This is a genomic window from Alienimonas sp. DA493, assembly GCF_043951915.1.
GTDB lineage: Bacteria > Planctomycetota > Planctomycetia > Planctomycetales > Planctomycetaceae > Alienimonas.
This window is the reverse complement of sequence record NZ_JBINJD010000024.1, coordinates 33,681-47,346: the sequence shown is the minus strand read 5'-3', so window position 1 is coordinate 47,346 and position 13,666 is coordinate 33,681. Positions and strand designations below refer to the sequence as shown.

General features: G+C 72.5%; 12 protein-coding genes. 8 read left to right on the top strand and 4 right to left on the bottom strand.

The window, feature by feature from the left end; all coding sequences use genetic code 11:
• The 4 genes from mraY to ACG2DA_RS05875 all read left to right on the top strand — a co-directional run.
• Nucleotides 1-1,198: phospho-N-acetylmuramoyl-pentapeptide-transferase (gene mraY, locus ACG2DA_RS05890; RefSeq protein WP_395254551.1), on the top strand; the 1,198-nt coding region annotated here is incomplete at its 5' end.
• 11 nt (nt 1,199-1,209) lie between these two features.
• A complete protein-coding gene (locus ACG2DA_RS05885) occupies nt 1,210-2,337 on the top strand; it encodes an FtsW/RodA/SpoVE family cell cycle protein (RefSeq protein WP_395254550.1) in 1,128 nt (375 codons plus the stop codon).
• Complete coding sequence (locus ACG2DA_RS05880; RefSeq protein ID WP_395254549.1) at nt 2,334-3,347, top strand: UDP-N-acetylglucosamine--N-acetylmuramyl-(pentapeptide) pyrophosphoryl-undecaprenol N-acetylglucosamine transferase; 1,014 nt, start codon at nt 2,334-2,336, stop codon at nt 3,345-3,347. The genes ACG2DA_RS05885 and ACG2DA_RS05880 overlap by 4 nt, the downstream gene beginning before the upstream one ends.
• Nucleotides 3,348-3,379: 32 nt before the next feature.
• Nucleotides 3,380-3,619 carry a hypothetical protein gene (locus ACG2DA_RS05875; RefSeq protein WP_395254548.1) on the top strand — a complete coding sequence of 80 codons (240 nt, stop codon included), beginning with the start codon at nt 3,380-3,382 and terminating at the stop codon, nt 3,617-3,619.
• Nucleotides 3,620-3,741: 122 nt separating this feature from the next.
• Here the strand turns inward: ACG2DA_RS05875 and uvrB are convergent, their stop codons facing one another.
• The 3 genes from uvrB to ACG2DA_RS05860 all read right to left on the bottom strand — a co-directional run bounded on the left by uvrB (nt 3,742) and on the right by ACG2DA_RS05860 (nt 7,404).
• On the bottom strand, nt 3,742-5,838 hold the full coding sequence (uvrB, locus tag ACG2DA_RS05870; protein ID WP_395254547.1) for an excinuclease ABC subunit UvrB: 2,097 nt from the start codon (nt 5,836-5,838) through the stop codon (nt 3,742-3,744).
• A gap of 98 nt (nt 5,839-5,936) precedes the next feature.
• Complete coding sequence (locus ACG2DA_RS05865; RefSeq protein WP_395254545.1) at nt 5,937-6,737, bottom strand: segregation and condensation protein A; 801 nt, start codon at nt 6,735-6,737, stop codon at nt 5,937-5,939.
• Nucleotides 6,727-7,404, bottom strand: a complete 678-nt coding sequence (locus ACG2DA_RS05860) for a tRNA (adenosine(37)-N6)-threonylcarbamoyltransferase complex ATPase subunit type 1 TsaE (RefSeq protein ID WP_395254544.1) — start codon at nt 7,402-7,404, stop codon at nt 6,727-6,729. The genes ACG2DA_RS05865 and ACG2DA_RS05860 overlap by 11 nt, the downstream gene beginning before the upstream one ends.
• Here ACG2DA_RS05860 and ACG2DA_RS05855 point away from each other — a divergent pair.
• Nucleotides 7,403-8,479 (top strand): C45 family autoproteolytic acyltransferase/hydolase, encoded by a 1,077-nt coding sequence (locus ACG2DA_RS05855; protein WP_395254543.1) that lies wholly within the window; start codon nt 7,403-7,405, stop codon nt 8,477-8,479. The two genes, ACG2DA_RS05860 and ACG2DA_RS05855, sit on opposite strands and share 2 nt — an antisense overlap.
• A gap of 561 nt (nt 8,480-9,040) precedes the next feature.
• Nucleotides 9,041-9,856: a gamma-glutamyl-gamma-aminobutyrate hydrolase family protein gene (locus ACG2DA_RS05850; RefSeq protein ID WP_395254542.1), complete on the top strand. Its 816-nt coding sequence runs from the start codon at nt 9,041-9,043 to the stop codon at nt 9,854-9,856.
• Between the two features lie 279 nt (nt 9,857-10,135).
• Here ACG2DA_RS05850 and ACG2DA_RS05845 read toward each other — a convergent pair whose 3' ends face one another.
• A complete protein-coding gene (locus tag ACG2DA_RS05845) occupies nt 10,136-10,564 on the bottom strand; it encodes a hypothetical protein (protein WP_395254541.1) in 429 nt (142 codons plus the stop codon).
• Nucleotides 10,565-10,615: 51 nt separating this feature from the next.
• Here ACG2DA_RS05845 and ACG2DA_RS05840 point away from each other — a divergent pair, with 51 nt between their 5' ends.
• Both ACG2DA_RS05840 and ACG2DA_RS05835 read left to right on the top strand, forming a co-directional pair.
• The gene (locus tag ACG2DA_RS05840) at nt 10,616-11,476 is read left to right on the top strand and encodes a deoxyribonuclease IV (protein ID WP_395254540.1); all 861 of its coding nucleotides are present in this window, start codon (nt 10,616-10,618) and stop codon (nt 11,474-11,476) included.
• Between the two features lie 292 nt (nt 11,477-11,768).
• Nucleotides 11,769-13,631: a hypothetical protein gene (locus ACG2DA_RS05835; protein WP_395254539.1), complete on the top strand. Its 1,863-nt coding sequence runs from the start codon at nt 11,769-11,771 to the stop codon at nt 13,629-13,631.
• Nucleotides 13,632-13,666 lie beyond the last annotated feature (35 nt).

Below are 13,666 nucleotides of genomic sequence, written 5' to 3'. Positions count from 1 at the left end.
GCGCCCCCGCCGGCGGAAACGCCGGCGGGGGCGTTTTCATTCACGCCCCCGTTTCGTCTCTCCCCAGTCCCCCGACGCGACCGCGGCCTGGCCGATGATCGTCTTCCTGCTCCAGGCGTTCGGCCCGCTGTTGGACTCCGCCGACGCGCTGGTGTCCGGGGACAGCCGGGTGTTCCTCGCCGGCCGCACCGTCGCCGCCGGGGTGACCGCCTTCTGTTTGGCCCTGCTGCTGGGCCCCAAAGCGATCGCCTGGCTGCGGGCCCGGTTTCGGGAAGAGGTGAAGAGCGCCAGCGGCACGCTGGACGCCCTCCACGCAAATAAAACCGGCACCCCGACGATGGGCGGCCTGTTCACCGTCGCCGCGACCCTGCTGGGCGGGGCGGTCTGGGGCGACCTCTCCAACCGCTTCGTGCAGGCCGGGCTGCTGGTCGTCGGCTCCTTCGCGGCGCTGGGCGCCGCGGACGACTGGGTGAAGCTCCGCACCGCCCGCCGGGGGCTGCGGGCGAAGGAGAAGCTCGCGGTGCAGTTCGGCCTCGCGGCGCTCGCCGCGGTCGTCCTGCAACTCGCGTTGCAGGAGGCCGGGGCGACGACGGCGATCGTGCTGCCGCTGGGCGGCTTCGAAATCCCCACCGGGCTGCTGTTCGTCCCCTGGATCGCCCTGGTGACGACGGCCGGCTCCAACGCGGTGAACCTGACCGACGGCCTCGACGGGCTCGCCGCCGGCTGTGCGGTGGTCAGCGGGGCCGCGGTCACTGGCCTGTGCTATCTCGCCGGGCACGCCCTCTGGGCGGAGCACCTCACCGTCCCGCACGTCCGCGGCGGGGGGGAACTCGCCGTGCTGCTGAGCGCCGCGACCGGCGGGATGCTCGGCTTTCTCTGGTTCAATACGCACCCGGCGGAGGTGTTCATGGGGGACACCGGCGCCCTGTCGTTCGGCGGCCTGCTGGCCTTCGGGGCCGCGGCGGTGCGGCAGGAACTGTTGCTGATCCTCGTCGCCGGCGCCTTCGTGGCGGAGGCCGTCTCCGTTATCGGGCAGGTCGGCTGCTACCGGCTGTGGGGCTTCAAACCGATCGCCTGCAGCCCGCTGCACAACCACTTCGTCTTTCGCGGCCACGCCGAGGGCCGCATCGTGGTGCGGTTCTGGATCGGCTCGGCGGTCTGCGCCGCGGCCGCGTTCGCCAGTCTGAACCTGCGCTAGATCAGGACCCCATGAGCCCCGCCGGCGACGATCGCCGCGCCTTCCTCTGCGTCGCGGCCGTGCTGGCCGGGGTGGGGCTGACGGTCGCCCACTCGACCGCCATGGCCGAGCCGGACCCGGCCCGCGTGCTGGCGAAGTGCTGCATCCTGATGGCCGTCGCCGTCGCGGCGGGCGTCGTCTGCGCCAGCACGCCGCCGCGGTGGATTCGCATTCTCACCCCGTGGCTGCTGGCGGGGACCGTGTTGCTGTTGGTCGCCGTGCTGATCCCCGGCGTGGGGGTGAAAAGCGGCGGGGCCCGGCGTTGGCTGCGGGCCGCCGGCGTCAGCGTGCAACCGGCGGAGCTGGCGAAGCTGTGCGTGCCGCTGGCGATCGCCTTTCGCCCCGTGCCCCCCCGGCGCCTGATCGCCGGGCGGTTCGGACTCGGCTCCCTCCGGCGGGCGGGCGGTCTGTGGCCGGCCGTGCTGTGCGCAGGGCTGATCGCGGCGGAGCCGGATCTGTCCACGGCCGTCACCGTGCTGCTGGGGGCGACGGCGGCCGTCTGGCTGCGGGGGTGGCCGGCGTGGCCGTTCGCGGCGGGGCTCTGTGCGGCCCTGCCGGCCGCCGCGGCGACCTTCTGGCTGCGGCCGTACCAGTGGGGCCGGGTGACGGCGTTCCTCGAAGCCCTCGCCGACCCGGCCGCCGCCCCGTATCAGGTCCGGCAGGGGGCCGTTGCCCTGGGCTCCGGCGGCGTGTGGGGCTGCGGACTGGGCCGGGGCTGGCAGAAACTGAGCTTTCTGCCGGAGGCCGACGACGACTTCGCCCTCGCCGCCGTCGGGGAGGAATTGGGCCTCGTCGGCGCCGGCGGGGTGTTGCTGCTCTGGGTGGCGCTGGCGTGGTTCGGCCTGCGGGCGGTCCGCGTCGCCCCGCCGGTCCGGCGGGCCGCGGCCGGGGCGCTGATCGTCCAGCTGGTCGGGCAGGCGCTGTTGAACGCCGGCGTGGTCTGCGGGCTGCTCCCGCCGACCGGCATCCCGCACCCGTTCCTCTCCCGCGGGGGGAGCAGTCTGGTAGTGACCTGCGCCGCGATTGGCCTCGCGCTCGCCCTCGGACGCCCGGCGGACTCTCGCGGACTCCCGGTTGAAGAGTCGAGAGACTTTCCGTGACTCTCGGTCGACTCCCGCTGGTTCTGTTCTGCGGCGGCGGCAGCGGCGGGCACCTCACTTTGGGGCTCGCCGTCGCGGACGCCCTCGCCGCGTCGCCGGGGCCCCCGGAGCTGCGGTTCCTCACCGGTGAGCGGCCCGTCGAGTTGCGCATGATGGGCGCGGAGCCGTACTCCCACGAGACATTTCCGCTGGCTCCGCTCGGCGGAACCGTGCGGTCGCGGGCGTTCGCGGGGGGCTTCGGGTGCTGCTTCGCGACCGCCCGGCGGCTGGCCGCCGGGCGGGCCTGCGTGGCGGTCGGGACGGGCGGGTACGTGAGCGTTCCCGGCGTGCTGGGAGCTCGGGCGGGCGGGGCGACGGCCGTTCTGATCGAGCCGAACGCCGTCGACGGCCGGGCGACGCGGGCGCTGGCCCCGCTGGCCGCCCGTGTCTTCCGCACGACGCCGAACCGCAAACGCGGGTTGCCGGGGGAGGTGTCGGTGGAGCCGCGGTCGCTGTTTGTGATGGGCGGGTCCGCGGGGTCGTCGGCGTTGGACGCCGCCGTGCCCGCGGTCGTCGCGGGGTTGGCGGACGCCGGCACGCTGCGGGTTCGTCACCAGTGCGGCGGCGACGTCGACGCGGTACGGGCCGCGTATCTGGCGGCGGGGACGCGGCCGGAGCGGCTGGAGGTCGCCCCCTTCTTCCCGCAGGCCGCGGTGCGCATGGCGGAGGCGGCCGTGTCGATCACGCGGGCCGGGGCGCTGACGCTGGCGGAGGCCGCCGGGTACGGGGTGCGGCCGATCCTCGTGCCGTACCCGGGGGCCGCGGGGCATCAACTCGCCAACGCCCGCCGGCACGCGGCGATCCAGGGCGGCGCGGTCGTGGAGGAGGGGCCGGACCTGCCGGGCCGGCTGCGGGCGGCGCTGGTCGAGGAGCTGGCCGCCCCGCCGCCGGTGCGGCGGTTGACGGCGACGGACCCGGCGGCGGAGTTGGCCGAGCGGATTTCGCACGAACTCCGCCGCCTGCGCGGGTAGACTGCGATCCGACCCCCGCCGAGCCGTCCCCCGTGCGTCCGCAGCATCGATTCGACTGGAACCACTTTTGGAAGTGGCTGCCGGCGTATCTGGCGATCGTGCTGGCGCTGTACGTGCTCGCCGCGGGACCGCTGTATTACCCGATTTATTACGGCGTCTACTCCGGCAAGCACCCGTTTCTCGTCCGGTTGTATCTGCCGTTGATGCTCCTGTGCGAAGCCGTCCCGCCGATCGGGGCGGCGATGGACTGGTATCTGCAATTCTGGGTGTGAAGGCAGGGATCAATACCAGCCCGGAGCGCAAGCTCCAGCCGTGCGTCGCTGGCTCGATGAGTCCGCCGACGGCCGACGCTTGCGCATCGGGCTGGTTACGCTCTGCTCTCCCGCACGACTCTTTAGCGGCCGGAGGAGCCGGCGGGTATGGGGACGCGGTCGCCGCCCTTTTTGCCTCCGCCGCGGCCCCGGCGGCCGCGTTTGCCGCGGCCGCCGGCGGGCTTCAGGTCCGCCGCCTCCAGCGGTTCGCCGATGCGATCGCTGAGGCTCGCCACCCGGTCCCGCAGGCTGGCGGCCTTTTCGAACTCCAGGTTTTCCGCGGCGGTCAGCATCTCTTTTTCCAGTTCCGCGATCAGTTCCTTGGTGATGACGACGGTCTTCTCCTCGGTCGTCACCGCCTCGCGGACGCTGCGGTTGGCGTCCACCTCCGCCTCGATCCCGCCGCTGATTTTGCGGGTCGTGGAGCGGGGGGTGATGTTGTGTTTCTTGTTATGGGCGATCTGAATCGCCCGGCGGCGGTTCGTCTCCTCCATCGCCCGGGCCATGCTGTCGGTGACGCGGTCGGCGTAGAGAAACACCTCCGCGTTGACGTTCCGGGCGCTGCGGCCGATCGTCTGGATGAGGCTGGTTTCGCTGCGGAGAAAACCCTCTTTATCGGCGTCCAGGATCGCCACCAGCGAGACCTCCGGCAGGTCCAATCCTTCCCGCAGCAGGTTCACGCCGATGACCACGTCGTGGCTGCCCTCCCGCAGTTCGCGGAGCACCTGGACGCGTTCGATCGCGTCCATTTCGCTGTGCAGCCACATGCATTTCACCCCGTCCTCCTGCAGATAGGCCGTTAAATCTTCGCTCAGACGCTTCGTCAAACAGGTGACGAGCACCCGTTCGCCGCGTTCGACCCGCTTGGCGATCTGCTCTCTTAAATGCGGGACCTGGCCGCGGGCGGGAACGACGTGGATTTGCGGGTCGACGAGGCCGGTGGGGCGGATCACCTGCTCGACGATCTCCCCGCCGGTGAGGTCCAGTTCCCAGTCGTCCGGGGTGGCGGAGACGAAAATCGTCTGCCCGCGGCGTTGCTCCCACTCCTCAAATTTGAGCGGTCGGTTGTCCATCGCCATCGGCAGGCGAAAACCGTGCTCCACCAGCGTTTTTTTGCGGGCGTGGTCGCCGTTGAACATCGCCCGCACCTGCGGCACGGTGACGTGCGACTCGTCGATGACCGTCAAAAAGTCCTTGGGGAAGAAGTCCAGCAGCGTATCGGGCGGCTGGCCCGGCTTGCGGCCGGCGAGAGCCCGGCTGTAGTTCTCGATGCCGGGGCAGAACCCGGCCTCCTTCATTAGCTCCACGTCGTACCGCGTGCGGGCGCTGAGCCGCTGGGCCTCCAGTAGTTTGCCCTCCTTGTGGAATCGTTCGAGCTGGGCGTTGAGTTCGTCGTCGATCTCTTTCAGCGCCCGCTCCATCTTGTCCGCCGGCATCACGAAGTGCTTGGCGGGATAGATATACGCCTCGTCGACCTTTTTGATCGTCTCCCCGCTGGTGGGGTTGATGACGGAGAGGGCCTCCACCTCGTCGCCCCACAGCTCGATGCGGTAGGCGAATTCCTCGTAGGCGGGCCACAGCTCGATGGTGTCCCCCCGCACCCGGAACCGGCCGCGGGCCAGGTCGTAGTCGTTGCGGTCGTACTGAATGTCGATGAACTTGAGCAGGGCCTCGTCGCGGTCTAATTCCTCGCCCACGCGGACGGGCACCATCATGTTGACGTATTCTTTCGGGCTGCCGAGTCCGTAAATACAACTAACCGACGACACCACGATCACGTCCCGGCGGCTGACCAGCTGGCTCGTCGCCTGGAGCCGCAGACGGTCGATCTCCTCGTTGATGCTGGAGTCTTTTTCAATGTAAATATCCCTCGCGGGGATGTACGCCTCCGGCTGATAGTAGTCGTAATAACTGACGAAATAACTGACGGCGTTGTTGGGAAAGAACTCCCGCAGCTCCCCGTACAGCTGGGCGGCGAGGGTTTTGTTGTGCGAGAGCACCAGCGTGGGCTTCTGGACCTTCTCGATCACGTTGGCGATCGTGAACGTCTTGCCGGAGCCGGTCACGCCGAGCAACACCTGATCCCGCTCGCCGGCCTTCAGCCCGGCGGTGAGGGCCTCGATCGCTTTGGGCTGGTCGCCGCCGGGGGCGAACTCGCTGACGACCTCGAACTTCGGCATAATCTCAATGCGGCGGGCGAGCGGCGTAGGGTCCGCTGTGCGGACCGCGACGAGGGGGCGGAGGCGAAGGGGACGGTCCGCACAGCGGACCCTACATGCTATGCCGGCGGCAGGATCACGATCGGGCCGAAGTTCTCCTTCTGCTCCGCCCGGAAGCGGTGGTGGCGGAGCAGTTCCAGCACGGCGAGGAACGCCCCGGTGACGGCGTCGCGGTCCTTCGGGTCCTCGAAGCAGTCCTCAAACCGCAGGCGGCCCTCCTTGCGGACCCGCTCGCCGAGGAGTTCGACCCACTTCGCCACCGGGATCGCCTCCCGCTTCACGGTGCCGGCGCCGACCTCCTCGGCCGGTTCGATCACGCGGGCCAACGCCCCGACCAGGTCCCACAACTCCACGTCGCGGATGCGGTCGGCGCCGCCGCGGTCGTTGGAGGGGCGTTCCACGATCCGCGGCAGCCGCTCCGCGGCGCCGGAGGCCCGGCGCTCCAGGGCGGCGGCGGCCTCCTTATAGCGGCGGTACTCCAGCAGCCGGCTCAGCAGGGCGGTGCGGTCCTCGCTGGGAGCCTCCTCCTTCGTCTTCTTCGGGGCGACCGGCAGTGCCCGTTTGCTCTTCATCTCCACCAGGTGCGTCGCGGCGGAGAGGAAGTCCCCCGTCCCGTCCAAGTCGAGAAAGCCCAGCGTGCGGCTGTAGGTTTCGAACTGGCCGACGACCTCCGCCAACGGCAGATCGAGCAGGTCCAGCTCGCTGCGGCGGGCGAGGTGATGGAGCAGGTCGATCGGGCCGACGTACAGGTCCAGCTCCGCCCGAAAGCCTTCCGGCTCCGGCGGTTCGGCCGCCTCCGCGGCCCGGGACCCGCTCTCTTCCGGGCGGTGCACCGAGAGGGCGGGGCCGTCAGCGGTCATTGCGGGCCGCGGCGGGGGAGAACTCGGACAGAACCGCGTCCCGCAGGCGGCGGGCGTCGGGGCCGCCGGCGGTCAGCGTAACGGCGCGACTCGTCTCGCCGGTGGCGGCGAGCGTGAGGGTGAGCCGGTCAGCCGGCAACACGTCTTCCACGCGCTCGGCCCATTCGATCAGCACGGCGCCGGCCTCGACGAACTCCTCCGGGCCGAGGTTCAGGTAGTCGTCCTCGTCCGTCAGCCGGTAGGCGTCGAGGTGAAAGAGGACCGGCGGGCGGGGCGGGGCGGACTCGCCCGCAGCGGAGGCGGCGTCGTCCGGGGAGAACGCGGCGGTGAAGTCGGTCGCGTATTCGCGGACAAGGGTGAACGTGGGGCTGCCGATCTCCTCCGGCGCCACGCCGGCGGCCAGGGCGACGGCCCGCACCAGCCGCGTTTTGCCGGCGCCCAGGTCCCCGTTCAACCCGACGACCGAGCCGACGCGGAGCCCCGCGGCGAGGATCCGTCCGAGGCGGTCGGTGTCGCCCTCGTCGCGGAGGGCAAACTGATGCGTTGGACGGGGCTCTGTCGAAATGGGAGGGAGTGCGGTCGGGAGCCGTCGGGACGGAGTCTCATCGGCAATCGGCGTGCCAGCCGGACGTGAGAGCCCACGAGATTTGTGTAAAGTTTCCTGCATGTCGAGCCCCGCCGAGCCGCCGCAGCCCACGGGACCCCCCGCCGGGGGCGGCGGGCTGCTGCCTTGGGCGGACGCCCCGGCGGTGCGGCTGAACGGCGATCTTCCCCCCGCCGAGCGGTTCCGGCAACTGCCCGCCGACAGCCTGGACCGCTGCCGCGAACTGCTCGCCGATCTGCGGACGCACCTGCCCACCGGCGCCGGCGGGCTGGCGCTGGCCGTCAACGCCCGCACCAAGGGGCGCTGGCGGGCGGAGGCGGAGGCCCTCGCCCACCTGCTGGGGTCCACCTGGGCCGAGGTGCTGGTGGCGAACTGCACCTATGACCTGGCCCTCAGCGGGTTCGCGTGCAGCACCGCGGCGCTGGCGACGCCGAGCGGCCCGGTGCTGGCCCGCAACATGGACTGGATTCCCGCCGGCCCGCTGGCCCGGGCCAGCCTGCTGGTGGAGACCCGCTACGCGGAGGGCCCCGGCGGCTCGCCGCTGACGGTCTGGAACGCCGGCTGGCCGGGGGGCATCGGGGTGGTGACGGGGCAGAGCTCCCGCGGGTTCGCCCTCGCCCTGAACGCCGTGGGCGTCGCCGGGGCCCCGGACCTGTTGGGCTGCCCGGTGCTGCTGTTCCTCCGCCGGGTGCTGACGGTGGCGAAGGACTTCTCCGACGCGGTGGTCCGCATCCGCCGGGAGCGGCTGGTCTGCGGGGCGATCGTGACGGTCGTGGGGCGGGACAATTCGGAGCGGGTCGTGGTCGAACGCACGCCCCGCCGCAGCGGCGTGATCTGGGGGGAGGGGGACGACCCGTTGGTGGCGACGAACCACCTCCGCGTGTTGGACGCCGGCGGCGGCAGCGAGGCGGCCGACCCTGACGGCGACGTGATCGGGCACTCGCACGAACGCCTCGCCGCCCTCTACGACGCGGTCCCCCGCGGCGAGGTGAGCGACGGCGGGTGCTTCTACGCCCTGACCGAGCCGGACGTCGTCCAGAATTGCACCGCCCAGCACATCATCTGCCGTCCGACCGAGGGCACGGTCCGGCTGGCGGTCCCCCGGGCGCTCCTGACCCCCGGCGTTTGCGGGTGGTGAAGCCCCTGAGAAAAGGGGTGGGGGAGCGGTCGCCCGTCGGGAGCGGGGATTACGAAGCGTTGCTTCGGTTCTGAACAGTTTGGTCGAGGAGCGACCGCGAAAAGCGTTGCAAAACGCAACAGAATCGGCCGGGGTCGGGCCACCTGAACGGGTGTGGACGGCAGATATGGGGACTTGAGGGAGATCTTGCACAACTTCGGGGAGAGGAACCCCTAGGGAGATTCCCCCTGCTAATGTCCCCCGCGTCGCAGGTCGGGGCGGCCGCCGGAACGTCCGGCCGGCAAGCCCCCCGCGGCCGGTTGAAAGGATTCGACCGCCCCGGAGCAAGACGCTCCCACGTCGAGAGACCCCGCCGCGACGGCATGATCGCCCGAGCGGCGGGGTCCTTACGACGCCCCCCGCCCGACGACGTCCCGCACGACCGCGGCTCCCGTCGCCCCGGCGCCAGTCTCCGTCATCTCGCCCGCAACGGGAAGACGGGTCTGCCAAGTTTTTTCGACCTATCCCGGACGCACGACGCGTCCCCGTCTTCCGCAGACGACCCCGGAAAAGGATTTCCCCATGCCCCGCCGCAAGAAGCCCGCCGCCCCCGCCCCCAAGCCGGCGCCGAAGCCCGTCATCGGGATCAACGGCGACTTCCGCGGCCCCAAGGCGGACAACAGCCTGCCGGCCCTCAGCTGGTTCAACGCCGGCTACTTCGACACCGTCACCAAGGGCGGCGGCCTCCCGACCCTCATCCCCCCGATGATGGACGACGAGGACCTGCGGCAGTACCTCGGGATGGTGGACGGCATCATCCTCTCCGGCGGCCCGCTGGACCTGGACCCAGCCCGGCAGGGCGTCGAGCGGCACCCCGCGACCCGCACCATGCCGGTCCGCCGCGAAGACTTCGACCGCCGCCTCGCCACCATGGCGATCGAGATGAAGCTGCCGATCCTGGCCATCGGCGCCGGCATGCAGCTCCTCAACGTGCTGATGGGCGGCACCCTCCATCAGCACCTCCCCGAGGACAACCCGACCGGGCTGCCCCACCGCGACGGCTGCGAAGCCAACCTGCGGCACCTCCTGGAACCGGTCCCGGGCACCCGCGTCGAGGCCGCCTACGGCACCGGCGAGATCCGCGTGAACAGCCTGCACCACATGGCCGTCGACGCCGTCGCCCCGGAGTTCGTCGCCAGCGCCCACGCCCCGGACGGCATCGTCGAGGCGATCGAGACGCAGGACGAGGACTGGTACTGCGTCGGCGTGCAGTGGCACCCGGAGAACGAGACCGCCAGCGCCCTGGACATGCAGCTGATCGACGGGTTCCTCACCGCCTGTAAGGAGAGCAGCCCCGCCGTGCTGCCGATGAGCCGCGGCCTCCGCGCCGCCGCCTGACCCGACCGGCCCCGGCCGGTTCCCGAACCGCCCGGCGTCCCAGGCCCGCTCCCCCCGGCAAGAGGCCGGCTCGAGCGGGACCCACACCCTCTGACGCCGGCGCGACGAAGCCGGGGGCGAATGGAAGTCGCCCCCGGCTTGTCGCTGCGCGGTGTGATTCCGTTCATACCTGCCCGATGCGCAAGCATCGGCGGTCCGTGAAACGCCCTTACGGGATGACGCACGGCCGGAGCTTGCGCTCCGGGCTGGTATCGCCGCGAAGCGTCCGTGAGAAACGCCTCAGAGCCCCGCCGCGATCCGCTCGGCGGCGGTCTCCGGGGTGTGGTTGAACAGCACACGGCCGCCCGTGCCCCAAGCGCCGGCGGCGCCGGGCAGCCAACCCGGCAGCCAGGCCGGGGCCGGGCGGTGGTGGAACTGGGCGACGGCCGCCCGCGGCAGCCGGGCGGCGGGGGCGTCCTCCAACCCCCCGCCGGGGATCGGCTCGAACTGCACCACGACCGGCAGCAGGGCGTCCAGTCGGCCGTCCGGGGCGACGACGAAGGCCGGCTCCCCGGAGAACTCCACCTCCACCCAGCGCAGCCCGGCCGGTCGGCCGTCGCGGCCGGCGAGGGCGCGGAACCGTTCCTCCAGGTCCGGTCGGACGGACCGGAACAGTTTCTCGGCCGCGGTGCGGCGTGCGGCGGGGAGGGCGGTCGCGGCGTCGGACATCGGGGGCGATGCTAGCGCCCGCCGCTCGCCCCCGACCCCCGCCCGTTCTCCATGCCGCTGTTCGGTTCGCACCTCTCCGTCGCCGGCGGGTTCCACAACGCCGCCTCCCGGGCCGGCGAACTGGAGCTGACCGCGGTGCAAATTTTCACCAAGAGCAACCACCGCTGGGCGGCCAAGCCGCTGACGGACGAACTGGTCGCGAAGTGGACCGACGCCCACGCCGCCGCCGGGCTGCGGTTCGCCTGCTCGCACGCCAGCTACCTGATCAACTTCGCCACGCCGGACCCGGAGCTGCGGGAGAAAAGCGTGGCGGCGATGGCGATCGAACTGGAGCGGGCCGACGCCCTCGGGCTGGCCGGCGTGGTGGTGCACCCCGGCAGCCACGTGAAAAGCGGCGAGGAGGCCGGGCTGGCCGCCGCCGCGGACGCCGTCGCCGACGTGCTGGAGCGGGCCGCCGGCGGGACCTGCGGGCTGTGGCTGGAGAATACGGCGGGGCAGGGGACGAACCTCGGCTGGCGGCTGTCGCACCTCGGGGCGATCGTCGACGCCGTGCCGGAGCGGCTCCGCGACCGGCTGGGGGTCTGCTTCGACACCTGCCACGCCTTCGCCGCCGGCTACGACCTGCGGGACGAGGCGGGGTACGAACGGACGTTCGAGGAGTTGGACGCCGCCGTCGGGCTCGACCGGCTGGCCTGTTTGCACGTCAACGACAGCAAGGGGGGGCTCGGCAGCCGGGTGGACCGGCACGAGCACATCGGCGAGGGGGAACTTGGCGACGCCGGCTTCCGTCGCCTGATGAACGACCCCCGCTGGGCGGAGACGGCGTTTCTGCTCGAAACGCCCAAAAAGGACCGGGACGGCGTTCCGTGGGACACGATCAACGTAAACCGGTTACAATCGCTAATCGATTGACTCGCCCCAGCCTGCCTGGCTGGACCCTCTCGGCCCTCCGCGCCCGCATGGACGAGCGGCGCGATCCGGCGTCGCGGAATAATCGGCACAGTCCCGGCCCCCCGTTGCGGGCCGCGGGCTGGAGCCGGTCGCGGCGACGACGAGTTCGATCCGAATCCAGACGGTGCCGACGGTTCTCTGCCGGCCCGTTCGCGGGTTCGACAGATCCCGTTCCGCCGCGACCGACGGACCGGTCGCGCCCCCGCCCCGGTTCCTCGAGCCGCCGGCTCCGTCCATGGAAAGGGCTTTCGCAATGCCGCATCGCACCGCCGCCCGCCGCCCGCTCCTCGATGGCGCCCTGCCCCTGCGCCCGCGGGCCGGGGAGCGCCGGGCGTTCCGTTTGTGGACGAATCGGACCGCCCGCCGGGCGGCGTTGCCGTTAGCGTTGGTTCTGTCCGCCGGGGCGGTGGGGTGCCAGTCGGCGCCGCGGCCGTTGGAGGCCCTCGCCGGCGCCCGCGACGCGGTGCTGTCCCCGAACCGTCCTTGCGAGGGGGCTGATTGCGGCGACGCCGTCGTCGCGAAGACTGCTCCCGACCCGTTTGCCGCGACGGACGCGGCCTTTGCGAAGCGGGAAGCGGCCTTTGCGAAGCGGGAAGTCGCCGCCGACGCCGTCCTCGCCGACGCCGGAGACGCGGCTGGGACGCCGGAGTTCGCCGCTGAGACGCCGGACGCCGGCGGCCTGAAATTCGCGGACGAGTTCGACGCGACCCTCGCCGTGTTGCGGGACGAGGCGACACCCTTCCCCTCCAGCGATCCGGCCGACGACCCGGCCGCCGTCGCCGCCGCGGAGGGCGCCGCGCCCGACCCGGCGGGGCTGGACCCGTTCGCGGAGGTGGAGGCGCTGTCGGAGTCCGCACCGAAAGCAGATCTCGCCTCCGCCCCGACCGGCCCCGGCGACCTGTTCCACGACGCGCCGGTCGGCCCGAAGGACCTGTTCGCCGGGGAGCACGCCGAGCCGAGAGTGCGGCCGACCTCGCTGGATCAGGCTTTCGCCGACACCGCCGCCGGTCCGACCGCCGCCCCGGCCTCCGCGGAGCCGGCCGCCGGCGGGGTGGAGCAGACCGCCGCCGTGCAGGACGCCTCCGCGGAGTCGGCGGCGACGACCGCCGCGGCGACCGAGGCGGCGACGGAACAGGCGACCGAGGAGGTCGACCTCGTGCCCCCGCCGTGGGGGCCGGCCGCCGTTGCCGCCCTGGCGGCGGAGGACCCGGGCGAGGGCTTCGACCCGTTCGCCCAGGCGGACCTGACGGCGGAGGCCGAGCGGACCGCGAAGGCCGCCCGGGAGGCCGAGCGCCTCCGCAACGCCGCGACCGCGAACGCCGCCGCGGCGCTCGCCGCCCCGATGCCTCGGACGCTGCCGGCCGCGGACCCCTTCGCCGGGCCGCTGGTCGCTCCGCAGTCCGCGGCGCCGCAGCCGACGGCGTCGGTCTCGGCGAACCTTGGGACCCTGCCGAGCGTTGCGGCGGACGCGCCCGCGGCCTCGCCGGCCCCCGCGGTCCCGGTGGAGGCGTTGGGCCCGGCGCCGGAGCTGTCGTTCGGCCGCCCGCCGCTGCCGCCTTCGTTCACCGACGCCGCCGGCGAACCCGCCGGGGACGAGGCGATCGACCCGTCGCTGCTGGCCCTCGCCGGCCCGGACGACGGACTGCCCGCCGGGGAACCGCGGATCGCGTTCAGCCCGCAGGAACCGCAGTTCCCGGAAACCGCCGTCCCGGCGGCCGAACTCGACCCCGGTCTGGCCGCGCTCGCGGCGCCGGAGGACGGGGAGGACCGGGATCTGGGGGGCCATGACGGGGGGGACAATGAAGAGGTGAGCGCGGCGTCGGCCGGGAGCGGACGCTTCGCCCCGACGATGCCCTCCTCCGAGGCCGCCGTCCCGAACGCCCCGGCGCTCGCCGCGGAGGGGGAGCCCGCGCTGGAGCTGCGGACGGCGGCCCGTCCGACGGCCCGCGGCGAGGCCCGGCTGCCGGGCGCCGTCGAGCTGGACGCGCCGGTGATGCAACCGGCGCTCGGCGCCCGCACCGCCTCCCCCGCGGCGCCGCTGGCGGCCGGTCTGGGCGTCGGCTGCGTGCTGCTGGTCGGCCTGAGCCTGTGGCGCCGGCGGGGCGGGCTGCTCTAGGGAAAGGCCCGGGGAACGGATCGGAGAGTCCCGGG

What these genes read in the sequence shown, in the direction of transcription:
- ACG2DA_RS05855 (WP_395254543.1), top strand. Translation starts at nt 7,403, where the DNA reads ATGTCGAGCCCCGCCGAGCCGCCGCAGCCCACGGGACCCCCCGCCGGG.
- ACG2DA_RS05850 (WP_395254542.1), top strand. Translation starts at nt 9,041, where the DNA reads ATGCCCCGCCGCAAGAAGCCCGCCGCCCCCGCCCCCAAGCCGGCGCCG.
- ACG2DA_RS05845 (WP_395254541.1), bottom strand. Translation starts at nt 10,564, where the DNA reads ATGTCCGACGCCGCGACCGCCCTCCCCGCCGCACGCCGCACCGCGGCC.
- ACG2DA_RS05885 (WP_395254550.1), top strand. Translation starts at nt 1,210, where the DNA reads ATGAGCCCCGCCGGCGACGATCGCCGCGCCTTCCTCTGCGTCGCGGCC.
- ACG2DA_RS05835 (WP_395254539.1), top strand. Translation starts at nt 11,769, where the DNA reads ATGCCGCATCGCACCGCCGCCCGCCGCCCGCTCCTCGATGGCGCCCTG.
- ACG2DA_RS05865 (WP_395254545.1), bottom strand. Translation starts at nt 6,737, where the DNA reads ATGACCGCTGACGGCCCCGCCCTCTCGGTGCACCGCCCGGAAGAGAGC.
- ACG2DA_RS05860 (WP_395254544.1), bottom strand. Translation starts at nt 7,404, where the DNA reads ATGCAGGAAACTTTACACAAATCTCGTGGGCTCTCACGTCCGGCTGGC.
- uvrB (WP_395254547.1), bottom strand. Translation starts at nt 5,838, where the DNA reads ATGCCGAAGTTCGAGGTCGTCAGCGAGTTCGCCCCCGGCGGCGACCAG.
- ACG2DA_RS05840 (WP_395254540.1), top strand. Translation starts at nt 10,616, where the DNA reads ATGCCGCTGTTCGGTTCGCACCTCTCCGTCGCCGGCGGGTTCCACAAC.